This is a genomic window from Streptococcus sp. NLAE-zl-C503, from assembly GCF_900104285.1.
In the GTDB taxonomy this organism is placed as follows: Bacteria; Bacillota; Bacilli; order Lactobacillales; family Streptococcaceae; genus Streptococcus.
Genome location: NZ_FNJT01000003.1, coordinates 174,274 through 191,118, shown reverse-complemented (window position 1 = coordinate 191,118; position 16,845 = coordinate 174,274). Strand labels below are relative to the sequence as shown.

The window sequence follows — 16,845 nt, the reverse complement described above, 5'->3', positions numbered from 1 at the left end:
TTCACCAGGTATCCGCCTGTATCTTATCTCATATTATTGTCTCTTACCATGACAGTTCTTGAATTTCTTACCAGATCCACATGGGCATTGGTCATTTCGTCCGATTTGGCTCAAGTCCACATCTGCTGGAAGATGAGTCTGCTGCGCTGCGATATTACGAGTCGCAGTTGTACTGATATTGTGTTCAGTCTGTGGACGTTCTTGTTCATGGATTTGTGCCTTCATCATCAAGCGGGTCACATCGAATTCAATCGAACCAATCATGTCGTTAAACATGCGGAAACCTTCTGCTTGATATTCTACAACAGGGTTGTTTTGGGCATATCCACGAAGACCAACAGCATTTCGCAACTGGTCAAGAGCATCGATATGGTCCGTCCACTTGTTGTCTACAACACGTAGAATCAAGACTTTTTGGAATTCTTTCACTACATCTTCATCACGAAGTTTAGCAACTTGGCTATCATAAACCTTCAATGCACGTTGATAAAGTTCATCTTTGATGGCTTGATCTGACAGACCTGCAAGATCTGAACGGCTGATTGAATCTTCTGGAAGCAAGTTATACTTAGCAAAGTTCAAGATTGCTTCTAGTTTTTCATCTTCTTTCGAACGAGCGTGTGCATCTACGATTCGTCCAATGGTACGACGGATCATAGCATGGATCTCAGGTGCCAAGTCACGGTCGGCAGTGATGACATCATAACGTTGTGCATAGATGATCTCACGTTGTTCACGCATGACATCATCGTATTGAAGGACCTGTTTACGTGTATCGTAGTTATTCCCCTCAACGCGTTTTTGAGCTGCTTCCACTTGACGCGTTAACATACGGGATTCAATGGCTTCGTCAGACATGTTGAGACGTTCAAAGACACCTTTCAAACGTTCAGAACCGAAACGTTTCATCAAGTCATCTTCAAGAGACAAGTAGAATTGTGACTCACCTGGATCTCCTTGACGTCCTGAACGTCCACGAAGCTGATTATCAATACGGCGACTTTCGTGACGCTCTGTACCGATAACACAAAGTCCACCAAGCTCACGAACCCCTTCACCAAGTTTAATGTCGGTACCACGACCGGCCATGTTGGTTGCGATGGTAACCGCACCACGTTGACCAGCGTTCATGATGATTTGCGCTTCTCTGTAGTGGTTCTTCGCATTCAAGACCTCGTGAGGAACACCTGCTGCTACCAATTTCTTAGAAAGGAAATCACTTGTTTCAACGGCAACTGTACCTACCAAGACTGGCTGACCCTTTTGATAACGTGCCTTCACATCTTCAACCACGGCCTTGAATTTTGCATCAAGGCTAGCATAGAGAAGGTCTGAATGGTCAATACGCTGGATTGGTCGGTTGGTTGGGATTGGGATGACGCGAATGTTGTAGATTTCGCGGAATTCTTCTTCTTCTGTTTTACCAGTACCTGTCATACCTGCCAATTTCTTATACATACGGAAGAGGTTTTGGTAGGTGATAGAAGCTGAAGTCTTAGTTTCGTCTTGGATTGGCACACCTTCCTTGGCTTCAATCGCCTGGTGCAAGCCATCAGAGTAACGGCGACCTTCCATGGTACGACCTGTAAATTGATCGACGATCAGGATTTCTTGCTCTTCACTGACCACATAGTCAATATCGAGAATCATGATATAGTTGGCACGGAGGGCATTGTCGATAAAGTGAGTAAGAGCCACATTTTCAATATCGTAGAGATTTTCCAGTTTGAAGTAGCTTTCAGCCTTATCAATCCCTGAATCAGACAAACCAATAGTCTTAGACTGAATGTCGATGATATAGTCATCTTTGTCCAAAGATTTGACAAAGTGATCCGCCATATGATACAGCTGACTAGTTTCCACAGCATTGGCTCCTGAAACGATCAAAGGAGTACGAGCCTCATCAATCAAGATCGAGTCAACCTCATCGACCAAAGCATAGTTGAGCGGACGCTGTACCATATTCTCTGCCCGAACAACCATGTTGTCACGAAGGTAGTCAAAACCAATCTCTGAGTTAGTCGAATAGGTAATATCACAGAGATAGGCTTCTTTCTTCTCCATTGGTGACTTAGCAGCCAAATTAATCCCTACTGACAAACCTAGCCATGAATACAATTCACCCATCTCAGTCGCATCACGTTCGGTTAGATACTCGTTGACCGTTACTACGTGAACCCCTTCACCTGCTAGAGCGTTGAGGTATACAGGCATGGTCGCTGTCAAGGTTTTTCCTTCACCTGTACGCATTTCTGGCACATCTCCATGGTGGAGGACAATCCCACCCATGACCTGAACCTTATAAGGAAACAGTCCAAGGACACGTTTTGCTGCTTCACGTACTACTGCAAAAGCCTCATAGAGCAATGAATCCAGCGATTCACCCTTATTGTAACGTTCCTTAAATTCATCTGTTTTTGCTTTTAGCTGGTCATCCGTCAAGGTTGCCATCTGATCTTCATATTTGAGAACCTTGTCTGCCATCTTTTCCAGACGACGAAGTTCTCCTTTATCATTTTCGATAATCGTTTTTAAAATATTAGCCATTATTTTCCTTACTTTAGATTCTGAATATTTTAGAATGTTCTTTTAATTTTAGCATATTTACTATTATTTTTCAAGAAAGAATCCGCGTTTCAACAGGGAAACGAGGCTAACTTCTAGGTCAGTCTCTTGGCTTTTTATGGACTACATTTCACACAAATAGTTAATTGCCAAGCAGAGCTGGCAAAATTCCAAAAATCAGGAAAAAATTGATCCAGAAGGCCATGCAAAATAGCACTCCAAAGAGGAAGAGACTCATCTTTTTAGTCAGTACTGAGAAAAAGATTGCCAATACACCAAAGAAGACAAAGAGTTTTTTCATGATGAAGAAATAAATCGAAACTCCTCCTATTTGCAAATCCCATGGAAGACAAAAGACCAGCATCCATAACAAGCAAATCGTAAGAATGTAGGTTTTGTAGTATTGATGAATGAACTGCTTTATTTTGAACATCGGAACCTCCTCTAAACTTTAGCTATTGATGGATGTCCTCGTTTTGTTCTCTTGTTTCAGCTTGACCATTCTCTTTAGACAGGCATATATTTTCCAGTCATTCACAAGAGACAAAAAAACTAAAAGGAACCATATCCCCCACCTTGTTAGATCAGCAGGATTTTTCAAGACAATATTGAAAATTAAGAATGAAAAAACGGTAAAAGCTAGACTAATTACAGCAAAAAGGGAAAGATAAATCCAGTAAAAATAATAGAAAAACGCAAATTATTTTCTATTTTTGTCCGCCTTCTCAATCCAATAAAAAAATAAAAGTAGGGTGATAAAAGCAATAATATAAAAAATTTCTCCATTACACACCTCTTTTTGATAACGTTTTCTTTGACTTCATTCTATCAAAAAGATCTGGAAATGTCTTCCCAGATCTTGCTTGTTTATTTCCGCTTTCTCGCAATCAAGTGAATCGGTGTTCCCTCAAAGACAAAGGCCTTGCGGATTTGATTTTCCAAGAAACGCAGGTAAGAGAAGTGCATGAGCTCTTCTTCATTGACAAAGATGACAAAGGTTGGTGGCTTGGTTGCCACTTGGGTCGCGTAGAAGATTTTGAGGCGTTTCCCTTTGTCTGTCGGTGTTGGATTGATAGCAATGGCATCCATAATGACATCGTTCAAGACAGCTGATGGGATACGCGTGTTTTGGCTTTCACTGATTTGCTTGATCATCTCAGGTAGTTTGTGGAGACGTTGCTTGGTAAGAGCTGATACAAAGACAATCGGTGCATAAGGCAGATATTGGAACTGCTCACGAATATCTTCTTCCCATTTCTTCATGGTGTGGTTGTCTTTCTCAAGGGTATCCCACTTATTGACCACGATAATCATCCCTTTACCTGCTTCGTGGGCAAAACCTGCGATACGCTTGTCGTACTCACGAATACCTTCCTCGGCATTGAGGACCATCAAGACCACGTCAGAACGGTCAATGGCACGCATGGCACGCATGACAGAATATTTTTCTGTATTTTCATAGACTTTACCAGACTTACGCATACCAGCTGTATCAATCATGGTAAACTCTTGTCCATCCGCATCCGTAAAATGAGTATCAATGGCGTCACGCGTCGTTCCAGCTACTGGACTAGCAATCACGCGGTCTTCTCCCAAAATAGCGTTGATCAAGCTTGATTTTCCAACATTAGGACGGCCAATCAAGCTAAATTTGATCACGTTAGGATTTTCTTCTTCGACTTCATGTGGTAGATTTTCCACGATGGCATCCAGCACATCCCCTGTCCCGATACCGTGGACAGACGAAATTGGCAATGGTTCGCCCAATCCTAGCGCATAGAAATCAAAAATATCATTTCGCATCTCAGGGTTGTCAACCTTGTTAACGGCAAGGATAACAGGTTTATGGGTTTTATAGAGTTTGCGAGCCACGTACTCGTCCGCATCCGTAATTCCTTCTTTGCCAGACACCACAAAAACGATAACATCTGCTTCTTCCATGGCAATTTCTGCCTGGTGTTTGATTTGCTCCATGAAGGGAGCATCGACGTCGTCAATCCCTCCAGTATCAATCATACTGAAAGAACGGTTGAGCCACTCACCCGTTGCATAGATACGGTCACGTGTCACACCCTCGACATCTTCTACGATTGAGATTCGCTCACCAGCGATTCGGTTAAATAGGGTTGATTTCCCAACATTGGGACGTCCTACAATGGCAACAGTTGGTAAGGCCATGTTTTCTCACTTTCTACAATAACTTTTTCTGTTCTAGATTCTTCCGAGTTGAACTAGGTTCGGCTTGACCAAACTGCTCTGCCAAACGCTGACTCCAAGAGGTCGTCGCACGCGCACCAGCATAGTCTGCCTGTACTTGGTCATAGTCCAAAATCGCTTCAACTGGCTGTTCTTGGTATTCTTCTTCAAAAACTACTTGGTTCAAAGGCAGTCTTGGTTTGACATCATGTTGTTGATTTGGCACACCGAGTGCAATCCCAAAAACGGGATAGGTATAGTCAGGCAAGTTAAAAAGCTCTGCCACTTCTTCTGACTTGTAACGGACCAAACCGATAATAACACCACTATATCCCAGACTTTCAGCTGCAAGCAAGGTATTTTGCCCAGCAAGCGCCGCGTCTACAGACGTGATAAGGAGACCTTCTACCCCTTGAGGTTGGAAAGTGTCCGTATGAAGGCTTGCTCCCTTTTCAGCTCGATTCAAGTCACCTACAAAAAGTAGGAAAGCTGCTGACTGGCGAATGGCTTCCTGCGGAACCAATTCATAAAGAGCATCTTTCTTCTCTTGACTGCGTACAAGAATCACAGAGTAGGATTGGAAATTTTTCCAAGATGACGCCATTTGTCCAGCAGTCAAAATCTCGTCCAAGTCTGCTTGAGGAATCTCTTGCTCCTTAAAGCGACGAACTGAAGTATGAGCTTTCATCAGTTTAATGGTTTCTGTCATCGGCGATTTTCTCCTTCTAGTCTCGTTTCCTCTGCTAAATAACGGATTCGCTCCATAACCCGTCTAGCTTCCCAAGTCTCGTCATTTCCATTCTTTCCTTTGGCAAAATGTTTTTCCAAATCTTGGAAATTAAAGTTGGAAGTAAAGAAGGTCGGCAAATCTTCCTGCATGCGGTACTGAAGAATGACTTGGAGAATCTCATCACGTACCCAAGGGGTCGACTGCTCTGCACCAATATCATCCAATACTAAGACCTCTGCTAACTTGATGTCATCCACCAAAGTCTTCACAGATCCTTCACCGATAGCATTTTTCACATCAATCACAAAACTTGGATAGTGGAGAATAGTCGTTGATGCCCCACGTTTTTCAGATAGGTCATGGGCAAGGGCCGCCATCATGAAACTCTTACCGACACCAAAATCTCCGTAAAGATAGAGACCTTTTCGGATGCTTGGGTAAAGATCGACAAAGGCATAGAGTCTCTCAAAAATCGGCAAACGACCTAGATCATCTAGGTCAATCTGAGCCAATTTCGCTTTCTTGAGACTTGCTGGTAGATTGATCAACTTGAGACGATTCTTAATTGCCGCCTCTTTTTCAGCCGCGATTAGCTCTGGTGTTTCTTCATAAGATACATCTGCATAGCCGTGATTCATGACCAAGATAGGCTTGTAGCCACGCGCTATATAGTCCGCATCCCCACGAAGAAACTTATCCCGTTCTGTGATATATTGGTTGAACTTGGAGATGCTACGATTCAACTCCTCTGGGCTGAGGGATTCTTTCTGGATAAAAGCCGCTACATCTGGGTCCTTCATGATCTGCTGGACTAGGTCCTGATACTGAAAACGACTTGTCTGACGTTTGATAACGTCACCCACACTTTCCATCTAGTCTCCTCCTTCTTCTAATCGAGCTAACATTTCTTGTTTTTTGCGTTCTAGTTCCAGACGAGTTTCCTCACTGGTTTGATTTTTGTATTCTGGATTACTCCACTTGGGAACATTTGTCTTAGTCGAGCTAGTTTTCGATTTCTGGACTTCCTGGCCTTTTTGCTGACGCTCTCGAATCCGAAGCACAGCTTCCTCTGCTGTCCGAATTTTGCGATAGGCATAGTCGTTGGCAACTTTCATGGCATATTTTTCATTGACATTGGCCGAATCAACCTTGTTAAAGGTTAAAAGCAAGACGATATTGATGACTTCGTCCAACAAGCCTAAAGACTCTATCTGGTGAAGGAGCTCCCTTTCACTCTGGGTGATGTGCCCTTTGCGCTCTTGTTTGAGAACTTGTAAAAAATCTCGGGGAGTTTTACTCTTTGCTTCCCTGATAATGGCCCTTTCTTTGGGGCTAAAGTCAGAAGACACTGGTTTTTGTGCTATCTTTTCACGCATGCGTTTGACTGAAATAACCTGAGCCACCGCTGTCGCCTTGGCTAATTGATAGGTTTCAAACCAGGTCCATTTTTTTTCATCTGCAATGGCAAACAATTCCAAAACATCTGCCTGCTCATTTTCAAAACGCAAACCATCTCGAGCCATCAGGCGCTGAAAATGTTCCAAGTCAAAATCATTTTTCATCTTGATTTTAGACTCGGTTGGTGTCACTTCTTCAGTCAGGGTTGGAAAGACTTGACTCAAAGAAACCGAGAGTGCTTCTCCCTCACTTGGAACCTGCTTCATAGCAGAAACAGCTGTATCCCCTATCTTTTTCTCCAATAGTCTGCTATAGACAGAATGACTTAAAAAATCCTGAATAGGTAGGGGAGGATGTAGCTGCAATTCATAGACTTCCCCCTTCTGATAAAGAGTCAACAGATCCACAGCAAATAAGATTTTAAAAGACTGGAGGAGCGTATTCATCCCGAAATTCAAATGATTAAGAATGTTAGCAAAAAGGTGTTCCTTTTGCCCACCATCCCAAAAGGTAATGGCATATAGATAGAGGCTCAGTGCCTCCTGACCGATAATCGGGAGGTAGCACTGCACCAGAGAAGAGGTATCTTGCGACACCCGATTATTCTTTAGAAAAGAAAAACGGTCATTTGGCTTCATCTATTTTTCCTTTTTCTTTTTAGAGGACTGGGTGATCTGCTGGAGCAGACTCTCCAACTCACTCACATCCTTAAAACTACGGTAAACGCTGGCAAAACGAACATAGGTAATCTCATCCAGCTCCGCCAATTCTTCCATGACTAAAGACCCAATATATTCACTTTGGATCTCATTCTCACTGCGACTACGGAGTTTTTGCTCGATACGATTGACCACCATGCCGATTTCATCACTTGAAACAGGGCGTTTCTGGGCTGAGCGAATAATCCCATTAAAGATTTTATCTCTCGAAAACTGCTCTCGCGTACCGTCTTTTTTGACGACAACCAGTGTTCTTTCTTCTACTCGTTCATAGGTTGTAAAACGATGCTGACACTCATCGCACTCACGTCTTCGACGGATAGTATTTCCTTCTTCGGCTTGTCGACTATCAACAACACTAGACTTGGTAGCCCCACATTTTGGACAACGCATGCATTTCCCTCCTTGTCGTTTTCTTTTCATTATACCATTTTTTGAGCAATTCCCAAAACAATTCTTATTTTTACTTGACAAGTTTTTTGTTTTATTGTATTATTTAATTAGAACAACAAAGAAAAAGAAAGGAGACTATGATGTCCTGGTCATTTGATAATACAAAACCCATTTATTTGCAGATTATGGAAAAAATCAAATTACAGATTGTTTCCCATGAACTAGAACCCAACCAACAGCTCCCAACCGTAAGGGAACTAGCGAGCGAGGCTGGGGTCAATCCCAATACAATTCAGCGTGCCTTGTCTGATCTTGAGCGCGAGGGCTTCGTTTATAGCAAGCGAACAACTGGCCGTTTTGTCACTGAGGACTTAAATCTCATCGTTCAGTCCCGCAAACAGCTTTCTGAGGAGCAACTGAAAAACTTTGTAACGGGCATGCTTCAATTTGGATATCAAAAAGAAGAACTGCCAAGTGTGCTTAGCGAATACATCAAAGGAGTGTAAAATTATGACATTACTAGCATTTGAAAATGTATCCAAATCCTATGGGGCTACAGCAGCCCTTAACAATGTTTCCCTTGAGATTCCCGCTGGAAAAATCGTCGGGCTTCTCGGCCCAAACGGATCTGGAAAAACAACCTTGATCAAGCTGATCAACGGACTTCTCCAACCAGACCAAGGTCGTGTCCTCATTAACAACATGGACCCAAGTCCTGCTACCAAGGCCATTGTCTCTTATCTACCAGACACGACTTATCTGAATGAACAGATGAAAATCAAGGAAGCACTGACCTACTTTAAAACTTTCTACCAAGATTTCAATCTTGAGCGGGCTCAGCACCTTTTAGCAGATCTTGGCATTGATGAAAACAGTCGCCTCAAGAAATTGTCAAAAGGAAACAAGGAAAAGGTTCAATTAATCCTGGTTATGAGCCGTGAAGCTCGTCTCTACGTGCTCGACGAACCGATTGGTGGTGTGGACCCGGCTGCCCGTGACTATATCTTGAACACCATCATCAACAACTACTCACCAACTTCAACTGTCTTGATTTCTACCCACTTGATTTCAGATATCGAACCGATCTTGGATGAAATCATCTTCCTCAATAACGGAAAAGTCGTCCGTCAAGGAAATGTAGATGATATTCGTTACGAGTCAGGTGAGTCGATTGACCAGCTCTTCCGCCAGGAGTTTAAAGCTTAGTTAAAGGAGATTATTATGTTTTGGAATTTAGTTCGTTATGAATTTAAAAATGTTAACAAATGGTATCTAGCTCTCTACGGTGCTGTGCTTGCAATTTCGGTTTTGATTGGTGCATCTATTTCTGGTATTAGTCAGACCTACACCAGCTATGGTAATAATCCCTACTATCTGTTAGGCTTTCTGATCTTAGTTTTTGGTGGGCTCAGCGTTACTCTTTGGATTGCAACAATCTTTTTAATCATTCGACGCTTCAAGGGAAGTGTCTACGATCGTCAGGGCTATCTGACATTGACTCTGCCCGTCTCTGAACACCAGATCATCACCGCCAAATTACTAGGTGCTCTCATTTGGTCAATCATAAGCTATATTGTATTTATCTTGAGTATCATTATTATCTTCTCACTCACCCCTGTAGTGAAAGATTTGCCACTCCTCTATCGATTTATCTCTCCTTATCTCGGTTACGGTTGGCTCTATGCCCTCTCTCTTCTGGTGGGTTCAATTACTTGGATTTTATCTATTTACCTTTGTATCTCAATTGGTCAACTATTTAACGAATATCGTACCGCTATGGGAATTTTAGCCTATATCGTGCTTAACATCGTGATTGGCTATATTTCTATCTTCTTCCGAATGGATTATGATTTTAACCTCCTAATTAGCGTTGATATCCTCAAAGATTTCATTCTAGCAATTATCTACTACCTCGGAACCTACTATATCTTGAAAAATAAGGTTAACTTGCAATAAAAAATGCCCAGCTAGAAAGCTGGGTTTTTCTTTAACTCAATATCAAACTGGCTACAATGGGACTAACAAAAACATAGAGAATACCGGTGACACCGATCGCCAAGCCACCCATGGCGCCTGCTACAGAGCCGTACCGGAAAGCCGTTCCCGTTCCGACAGCATGCCCTGTTCCTCCAAGGGAGAGCCCAACAGCTACTGGATCGTCAATTTTCAACCACTTCAAAAGGGTTGGTCCGATAACACTGGTTAAAATCCCAGTCGCCACTACGACGACCAAGGTTACAGTCGTCAAACCTTGCAATTTTTCTGTGATTCCCACTGCCATGGCGGTTGTCACTGACTTGGGAAAGAGAGAAATGGCTAGGAAAAAGTCCATGCCAAAGATTTTGGCCACTATGGCAGTGAAGCTAGTATTGACAACTACTGCTAGCAGACTACCAAAGAGAATACTCCGAGCATGGTGCTTCATCAGATGAAAACTTTTATAAAGCGGAATCCCTAGAGCTACGGTCGATGGGACTATTAAGTTATTCAGATAAACCCCACCTTGGTAGTAATCTTGGTAAGAAATACCCGTCACCTTAAGAAGGATGATAATGAAAATTGCCGACAAAAGCAAAGGCGTTGTCAATGGATGGGGGAAACGCCTATAAATCAACATTCCTACTAGATAAGCTAGTATAGATAATGCAATCCCAAACAGAGGATTCGATACAAATTCACTCATTTGGCTTCTCCTTTCTCATAATCTCCCTCAAATCGTCTCTTGATGAACTGAACCACTAGGGCGATGAGGATAATGTTGATGACAGCTGCAAAAAAGACAATTAAGACGATGGGCAAGAGATAGGGGGCAATCACATCAAACTTTTCCATGATACCCACTGCTGGCGGCAAAAAGAGAATGGTCATATTAGCCAGCAAGAAATTCCCGACCATGTTAACATGCCTGGTTCTCAGCCATTTGAACTGCAGGGCTAGAAAAAGAATAATCAAACCGATAATACTGCCTGGGATAGGCAGATGAAAGAAACTGGAGATTCCCTCACCGATTAGAGAAATCACAAAGAGAATCATTAATTGAACATATAACTTCATCTCAAACTCCTTGAAATAGAATTCTTGCATACCAGTTTACTCTTTTTTCAGGAAATTTCAAGGAAATACCGAAATTTTTCTTTCTTGCAAGGATTAGTTAAAAGTAGTATAATCATTGCATGCGCAATCATCTTGTGTTACAAAGATAATCAGTAATGACTTTGTGATTTTTACTTTGAAAAGAAAGGAGAAAGCAATGAGCTATTTGGAAAAGTGGTTTGACTACAACCGCCGTCAAAAGGAAATGGAATCCTTGTTGGAAGAAACTATTGCCCAGCAGAGCGAACAAAGGTTGACCTTGAAAGAGTTTTACCTACTCTACTATCTGGACCTAGCCGATGAAAAATCTTTACGACAGATTGACCTGCCAGATAAACTCCATCTCAGTCCGAGCGCTGTTTCTCGAATGGTGGCTCGCTTGGAAGAGAAAAACTGTGGTTTGCTTAGTCGCCGGTGTTGCGATCAGGATAGACGGGCTAGCTTTATCTGCCTGACTGACGAGGGACAGACAACTCTAGCTTACCTGCAAAAGGCTGTCGAAGAAAGACTGGAGATGAGTCTTGATTTCATTTCATAATCAGATTTTCTAAAAAGTTGCGTGCGCAATCATTTTTCTTGACATTCCTCTTTTCAAGGAGTAAAATAAAGTCAAGATCGAACAAAGGAGTTTTATATGATCGAAATTACTTATCTAGACGCCAGTAAGCAAGAGAGAACCATGACTTTCGAGTCTTACCAAGACTTTGAACGTTCTCAACATGCCTGCCTCATCGGCGTTGCTGATTACTATACTGTCCAAAAATTAACCTACAATGGTCATGATTTGGACTACCATGGGACTTATGGAGATGTCTTCTTCTATCTCATGAAACAAGATTTAAGCCAATATAACTAAAAAAGGAGAAATACAATGGCAAAAGCAATTACAGATGCAACATTTGAACAAGAAACAAAAGACGGTTTGGTCTTGGTAGACTTCTGGGCAACTTGGTGTGGTCCATGTCGTATGCAAGGTCCAATCTTAGACAAATTGTCTGAAGAACTTTCAGAAGATGTCTTGAAAATCGTTAAAATGGACGTTGATGAAAATCCAAACACAGCTCGTGATTTTGGAATCATGTCTATCCCAACTCTTCTCTTCAAAAAAGACGGCCAAGTGGTGAAACAAGTTGCAGGTGTTCATACTGCAGAACAAATCAAGGCCATCGTTGCTGAATTGAGCTAATCACACTAGAGACCAAGTGCTTCATTTGGTCTCTTTTTTCTTGCCCTTTGCCATTTTTCAAAAAATATGCTAGACTGTATGTAGAATATTACGATGTTTGGGACATGCCATCGCTAAAAAAAACCTCTACTTGGTATTTTTTAGCTCCCCTCAAGGGAGCTTTTTGCGTGCTCTGAACATTTCCCATTTTAGAAGGAGTACTATGAAACGTCAATCAGCCTTGGTCGTCTTTAGTGGTGGCCAAGATTCCACAACCTGCCTCTTTTGGGCTAAAGAACACTATGAAACGGTCGAAGCCGTCACCTTTGCCTACGGCCAACGCCATCATCTCGAAATTCAAGTTGCTAGAGAAATCGCTAAGGAACAAGGCATTCGTCATCACATCCTAGATATGTCTCTGCTGGGACAAATCACTGAAAATGCCTTGACCTCTGATATGGAAATCGAGCAAAAAGAGGGAGAGGTGCCCAATACCTTTGTTGACGGTCGCAACCACCTCTTTCTATCCTTTGCGGCAGTTCTTGCCAAGCAACTGGGCATTAAAGATATCGTGACAGGTGTCTGCGAGACAGATTTTTCTGGCTACCCTGACTGCCGGGATGTCTTTGTCAAATCCCTTAATGTTACCCTCAACCTTGCCATGGATTATGACTTTGTTATCCAAACACCTCTCATGTGGCTAGACAAGGCTGAAACTTGGGAATTAGCCGACCAACTCGGTGCCTTTGACTACGTTCGTGAAAAAACCTTGACCTGCTACAGTGGGATTATCGGAAGTGGCTGCGGTGATTGTCCAGCCTGCCACCTACGTCAACATGGTTTAGATGTTTATCTCTCACAGAAAGGAGAGGCCTAATGTTTTTTGCACCCAAAGAAATCAAGCAGGAAACTGGGGAGTCTCTTGTCTACAATCCTCACAGAACCTTGGTCTCAAAAGAGTTTACTTTCGATGCTGCCCACCACCTCTTTCACTATGAGGGAAAATGCAAATCCCTGCACGGCCACACCTACCATCTGCAGATTGCTGTCAGTGGATTTTTAGATGAACGGGGCATGACCTATGACTTTGGAGACATCAAAGCTATCTACAAGAACTACTTAGAACCCCACTTGGATCATCGCTATCTCAATGAAACCCTGCCCTATATGAACACAACTGCTGAAAATATGGTTTACTGGATTTTCCAAACCATGAGTCAAGAGTTGCCAGACGAACGCGGTCTCCGTTTGGAATACGTTCGCCTCTATGAGACTCCGACTGCCTTTGCGGAGTTTAGACGGGAGTGGTTAGATGACTAGGGAACGTGTCCTCAAACTACCTGTTCTGGAAATTTTCGGCCCAACCTTTCAAGGTGAAGGTCGTGCTATCGGGCAGAAAACTATGTTTGTCCGTACTGCAGGTTGCGACTACCACTGCGACTGGTGCGACTCTGCCTTTACTTGGGATGGTTCTGAAAAACCAACTCGTATGACGGCTGATGAAGTCATTGCTACCTTAGATAGATTGGGAAGCTACGACTACGTTACCTTGTCTGGCGGAAATCCTGCTATCCTAGCAGCCAACATGGCTCAACTGGTCACCAAGCTCAAAGAACGTGGAGTCACTCTGGCTGTTGAGACTCAAGGCTCCCGCTGGCAAAATTGGTTAAAAGATATCGACCAAGTCACTCTGAGCCCCAAACCTCCTTCCTCCAAGATGGAGGTCAACTTCGAGACCTTGGACTTCATCGTTTCCCAACTGGATCCCGACAAAGTCACCTTTAAAATTCCTGTCTTTGACGATGCCGATTTGGCCTTTGCCAAAGGCATTCAAGAACGCTACCAACCCGATGTTCTTTTCTTATCAGCTGGAAATCCTGATCCCAAGGCTACAGGTAATATTGTCCAAGACCAACTAGACCGACTCAAAGAACTCTGGGAACGCGTCGCCGCTGATGATAGCTGGGGCAATGTCCGCGTCCTCCCTCAACTGCATACTCTCCTCTACGATAACCAACGTGGTGTTTAAGATTAGAAAGAAAAAAATCATGTCACAACAAGAAGAATTGAAAAACCTAAGCCTACTGGGCAACAAAGAAACCAACTACATCTTTGACTATCAGCCAGAAGTTCTCGAATCTTTTGACAATCGTCATGTGGAAAATGACTATTTTATCAAATTCAACTGTCCTGAATTTACCTCACTTTGTCCTATTACGGCTCAACCAGACTTTGCGACCATTTATATTTCCTACATTCCTGACAAACTCTGTGTCGAGTCAAAATCCCTCAAACTCTACCTCTTTAGCTACCGAAATCATGGGGATTTTCACGAAAACTGTATCAACACCATCGGGAAAGACTTGGTCAACTTGCTAGATCCTCGCTATTTAGAAGTCTGGGGAAAATTCACTCCGCGAGGTGGCATCTCAATCGACCCCTACTACAACTACGGTAGACCTGGAAGCAAGTATGAAGGCTTGGCAGAACAACGCCTCTTCCAACACGACCTTTATCCAGAGAAAATTGACAACCGCTAATGCTCTTCGAAAATCTCTTCAACCCGCGTCAACGTCGCCTTGCCGTATATATGTTACTGACTTCGTCAGTTCTATCCACAACCTCAAAACAGTGTTTTGAGCTGACTTCGTCAGTTCTATCCACAACCTCAAAGCAGTGCTTTGAGCTGACTTCGTCAGTTCTATCCACAACCTCAAAACAGTGTTTTGAGCTGACTTCGTCAGTTTCATCTACAACCTCAAAACCATGTTTTGAGCAACCTGTGGCTAGTTTCCTAGTTTGCTCTTTGATTTTCATTGAGTATAAACAGATACGAAAAAGCCCTGTTCCTCAAGATGAGGAGCAAGGCTCTTTTTGTTTATTATTCTTCTGTGCCAAGGCAGTTTTTTGCAACAAGAGCTGCAAGAACGCCACCAACGATTGGAGCAAGGATAAAAATCCATACTTGTTGAAGGGCTGCGCCACCTACGAAGACAGCTGGTGCCAAGCTACGAGCTGGGTTAACTGAAAGTCCAGTGATGTTCAAACCCACAAGGATCATAGCTGTCAATGATAAACCAATCACCAAACCAGCAATCGCACCATTGCCTTTGCTTGCTGATGTTACAGTCATGATAACTAGGACAAACAAGAAGGTTGCGATGACTTCAAACAAGAAACCACCAAAGACAGTGACACCGTTTGCCAAGGCATTTTCACCAAGACTAGCAGTTGACATTCCTGAGTTAGACAAGAGGAAGAATACTGCAGCTGACGCAAGGAAAGCTCCAACTACTTGTCCAAGGATGTAGTTTACAAGCTCTGAAGATGACAAACGTTTGTTTACAAACATAGCGATCGAAACAGCTGGGTTCAAGTGAGCACCTGAAACAGTTCCGATTGAGAAAGCTGCGACTACGATTGCCAAACCAAAGGCAAAAGCAATTCCAAGGTGTCCAAGACCTTCAACACCATTTCCAAAAACAACAGCTCCTGTTCCGATGAACACAAGCATAAATGTACCGATTAATTCAGCAACAAATTTTTTCATATTAAGTCTCCTTTTTTCAAACTATGTATTAGTCTATCAGAAGAAGGAAAGGGTTTCAAGAAATGTGCTTGGAAAATAATGGTTTGCCTTACTATCTTTTAATTGAGGAATTAAACAGAAAAATACATTTCCTCTATAGGGCTTATCAGTCGCTTATCTCACTAGCATTTAGCAACTTGATATAATCCAGACCCCAGTTTTCGACAGCATCTAAAACAACTCTGAATTCCTGCCCCATTTCGGTTAAGCTGTACTCAACTCGTGGGGGAACTTCGGCATAGACCTTTCGTTGAACAATCTTATCCTTTTCTAATTGACGGAGATGACGGGTCAAAATAGTTTGAGTAATCCCAGGCAATAATCTCTGCAATTCTTTAAATCGTTTGGTACCCGTACTCAACTGATAAATGATTACCAGTGCCCATTTCCCTGTTAAAACCCTCTGCGTTGTCGCAAATGGACAAATACCATACTCACTCACTTTATTTGGCATAAAATATCTTCTTTCTATTTTTTTAAAAAAAATTTTATCTTTTAGTATCAACAATAGTACTAGTTTTGATACCAGCTATCGAAAAAGTGTCTACTTGTTTTTTTGATTTTAACTGTTACAATTATACCATAAAAAAGAAATGGAGAATAGATATGTCAACAAACTTAGAAATTTTCAATGCTTATAACCAAGCTCTAATTGCTGGTGACTTTCCTGGTATCTTTGAAACGATGGCAGATGATATTGTCTGGCATCAACCCGGTAATCATAGTATATCTGGTACAGTTGTTGGTAAGGACCTACTAGGATCTCACCTAGCTACATTTGCTGAGAAAACTAATGGAACCTTTAAGGTGATAACAAATTGGGTTTCTGACAATAAGGATTTAATCGCAGCTAATGTTACTTTTCTCGGAACACGTGCTGATGGTACTGAACTCAATATGAACGGGATTGACCTCTTCCGTATTGAAGACGGAAAAATCAAAGAAGTTTGGCTCTTCTCTTCAGATCAAGCTGAAGAAGATAGCTTTTGGGGATAAT

Annotated in this window: 22 protein-coding genes; 11 read left to right on the top strand and 11 right to left on the bottom strand. The window is 42.4% G+C overall.

All coding sequences use genetic code 11. From position 1 onward, the window contains the following. Positions 1–33: 33 nt before the first annotated feature. The 7 genes from secA to nrdR form a co-directional block, all read right to left on the bottom strand. Entirely contained in the window at positions 34–2,547 is a 2,514-nt protein-coding gene (gene secA, locus BLS46_RS07160) for a preprotein translocase subunit SecA (RefSeq protein ID WP_093586601.1), read from the bottom strand. Positions 2,548–2,707: 160 nt separating this feature from the next. Then, on the bottom strand, positions 2,708–2,998 hold the full coding sequence (locus BLS46_RS07155; RefSeq protein ID WP_093586600.1) for a hypothetical protein: 291 nt from the start codon (positions 2,996–2,998) through the stop codon (positions 2,708–2,710). Positions 2,999–3,432: 434 nt separating this feature from the next. Further along, positions 3,433–4,743: a ribosome biogenesis GTPase Der gene (der, locus tag BLS46_RS07145; protein WP_093586598.1), complete on the bottom strand. Its 1,311-nt coding sequence runs from the start codon at positions 4,741–4,743 to the stop codon at positions 3,433–3,435. Positions 4,744–4,756: 13 nt separating this feature from the next. Then, on the bottom strand, positions 4,757–5,470 hold the full coding sequence (locus tag BLS46_RS07140; protein WP_093586596.1) for an NADPH-dependent oxidoreductase: 714 nt from the start codon (positions 5,468–5,470) through the stop codon (positions 4,757–4,759). Beyond that, positions 5,467–6,363, bottom strand: coding sequence for a primosomal protein DnaI (gene dnaI, locus BLS46_RS07135; protein WP_000446484.1), 897 nt, complete (start codon positions 6,361–6,363; stop codon positions 5,467–5,469). Before dnaI ends, BLS46_RS07140 begins: the two co-directional genes overlap by 4 nt. Beyond that, the gene (locus tag BLS46_RS07130; protein WP_093586594.1) at positions 6,364–7,527 is read right to left on the bottom strand and encodes a DnaD domain protein; all 1,164 of its coding nucleotides are present in this window, start codon (positions 7,525–7,527) and stop codon (positions 6,364–6,366) included. It abuts the gene before it with no gap. After that, entirely contained in the window at positions 7,528–8,001 is a 474-nt protein-coding gene (gene nrdR, locus BLS46_RS07125) for a transcriptional regulator NrdR (protein ID WP_001203676.1), read from the bottom strand. 140 nt (positions 8,002–8,141) lie between these two features. Here nrdR and BLS46_RS07120 point away from each other — a divergent pair, with 140 nt between their 5' ends. The 3 genes from BLS46_RS07120 to BLS46_RS07110 are packed head-to-tail and all read left to right on the top strand — an operon-like array spanning position 8,142 to position 9,957. Beyond that, complete coding sequence (locus BLS46_RS07120) at positions 8,142–8,507, top strand: GntR family transcriptional regulator (RefSeq protein ID WP_093586592.1); 366 nt, start codon at positions 8,142–8,144, stop codon at positions 8,505–8,507. Between the two features lie 4 nt (positions 8,508–8,511). Then, positions 8,512–9,207: an ABC transporter ATP-binding protein gene (locus BLS46_RS07115; RefSeq protein ID WP_084946298.1), complete on the top strand. Its 696-nt coding sequence runs from the start codon at positions 8,512–8,514 to the stop codon at positions 9,205–9,207. Positions 9,208–9,222: 15 nt separating this feature from the next. Continuing rightward, positions 9,223–9,957 carry a hypothetical protein gene (locus tag BLS46_RS07110; RefSeq protein WP_093586590.1) on the top strand — a complete coding sequence of 245 codons (735 nt, stop codon included), beginning with the start codon at positions 9,223–9,225 and terminating at the stop codon, positions 9,955–9,957. Positions 9,958–9,988: 31 nt separating this feature from the next. On the opposite strand, the gene BLS46_RS07105 is transcribed toward BLS46_RS07110, so the two are convergent. Together BLS46_RS07105 and BLS46_RS07100 are read right to left on the bottom strand one after the other, a co-directional pair. Beyond that, entirely contained in the window at positions 9,989–10,684 is a 696-nt protein-coding gene (locus BLS46_RS07105; RefSeq protein WP_093586588.1) for an LrgB family protein, read from the bottom strand. Further along, entirely contained in the window at positions 10,681–11,055 is a 375-nt protein-coding gene (locus tag BLS46_RS07100; protein WP_061452895.1) for a CidA/LrgA family protein, read from the bottom strand. The genes BLS46_RS07105 and BLS46_RS07100 overlap by 4 nt, the downstream gene beginning before the upstream one ends. Positions 11,056–11,251: 196 nt before the next feature. Here BLS46_RS07100 and BLS46_RS07095 point away from each other — a divergent pair, with 196 nt between their 5' ends. The 7 genes from BLS46_RS07095 (at position 11,252) to queF (ending at position 14,799) form a co-directional block, all read left to right on the top strand. Next, positions 11,252–11,632 carry a MarR family winged helix-turn-helix transcriptional regulator gene (locus BLS46_RS07095; RefSeq protein ID WP_093586586.1) on the top strand — a complete coding sequence of 127 codons (381 nt, stop codon included), beginning with the start codon at positions 11,252–11,254 and terminating at the stop codon, positions 11,630–11,632. 96 nt (positions 11,633–11,728) lie between these two features. Further along, entirely contained in the window at positions 11,729–11,950 is a 222-nt protein-coding gene (locus BLS46_RS07090; RefSeq protein ID WP_000570263.1) for a DUF4649 family protein, read from the top strand. A 15-nt stretch (positions 11,951–11,965) separates the two neighbouring features. Next, positions 11,966–12,280 carry a thioredoxin gene (gene trxA, locus BLS46_RS07085; protein ID WP_093586584.1) on the top strand — a complete coding sequence of 105 codons (315 nt, stop codon included), beginning with the start codon at positions 11,966–11,968 and terminating at the stop codon, positions 12,278–12,280. A 202-nt stretch (positions 12,281–12,482) separates the two neighbouring features. Next, positions 12,483–13,136, top strand: a complete 654-nt coding sequence (queC, locus tag BLS46_RS07080) for a 7-cyano-7-deazaguanine synthase QueC (RefSeq protein ID WP_093586582.1) — start codon at positions 12,483–12,485, stop codon at positions 13,134–13,136. After that, positions 13,136–13,579: a 6-carboxytetrahydropterin synthase QueD gene (gene queD, locus BLS46_RS07075; RefSeq protein WP_000464575.1), complete on the top strand. Its 444-nt coding sequence runs from the start codon at positions 13,136–13,138 to the stop codon at positions 13,577–13,579. The genes queC and queD overlap by 1 nt, the downstream gene beginning before the upstream one ends. Next, entirely contained in the window at positions 13,572–14,288 is a 717-nt protein-coding gene (gene queE, locus BLS46_RS07070) for a 7-carboxy-7-deazaguanine synthase QueE (RefSeq protein WP_093586580.1), read from the top strand. Before queD ends, queE begins: the two co-directional genes overlap by 8 nt. A 19-nt stretch (positions 14,289–14,307) precedes the next feature. Beyond that, positions 14,308–14,799, top strand: a complete 492-nt coding sequence (queF, locus tag BLS46_RS07065; RefSeq protein ID WP_093586578.1) for a preQ(1) synthase — start codon at positions 14,308–14,310, stop codon at positions 14,797–14,799. Positions 14,800–15,140: 341 nt separating this feature from the next. On the opposite strand, the gene BLS46_RS07055 is transcribed toward queF, so the two are convergent. Together BLS46_RS07055 and BLS46_RS07050 are read right to left on the bottom strand one after the other, a co-directional pair. Then, on the bottom strand, positions 15,141–15,809 hold the full coding sequence (locus BLS46_RS07055) for an MIP/aquaporin family protein (RefSeq protein ID WP_093586574.1): 669 nt from the start codon (positions 15,807–15,809) through the stop codon (positions 15,141–15,143). A gap of 145 nt (positions 15,810–15,954) precedes the next feature. Next, a complete protein-coding gene (locus tag BLS46_RS07050) occupies positions 15,955–16,302 on the bottom strand; it encodes a winged helix-turn-helix transcriptional regulator (RefSeq protein ID WP_093586572.1) in 348 nt (115 codons plus the stop codon). Between the two features lie 152 nt (positions 16,303–16,454). On the opposite strand from BLS46_RS07050, the gene BLS46_RS07045 reads away from it, so the two are divergent. Next, positions 16,455–16,844, top strand: coding sequence for a nuclear transport factor 2 family protein (locus BLS46_RS07045; protein WP_093586570.1), 390 nt, complete (start codon positions 16,455–16,457; stop codon positions 16,842–16,844). Position 16,845: the final 1 nt, after the last annotated feature.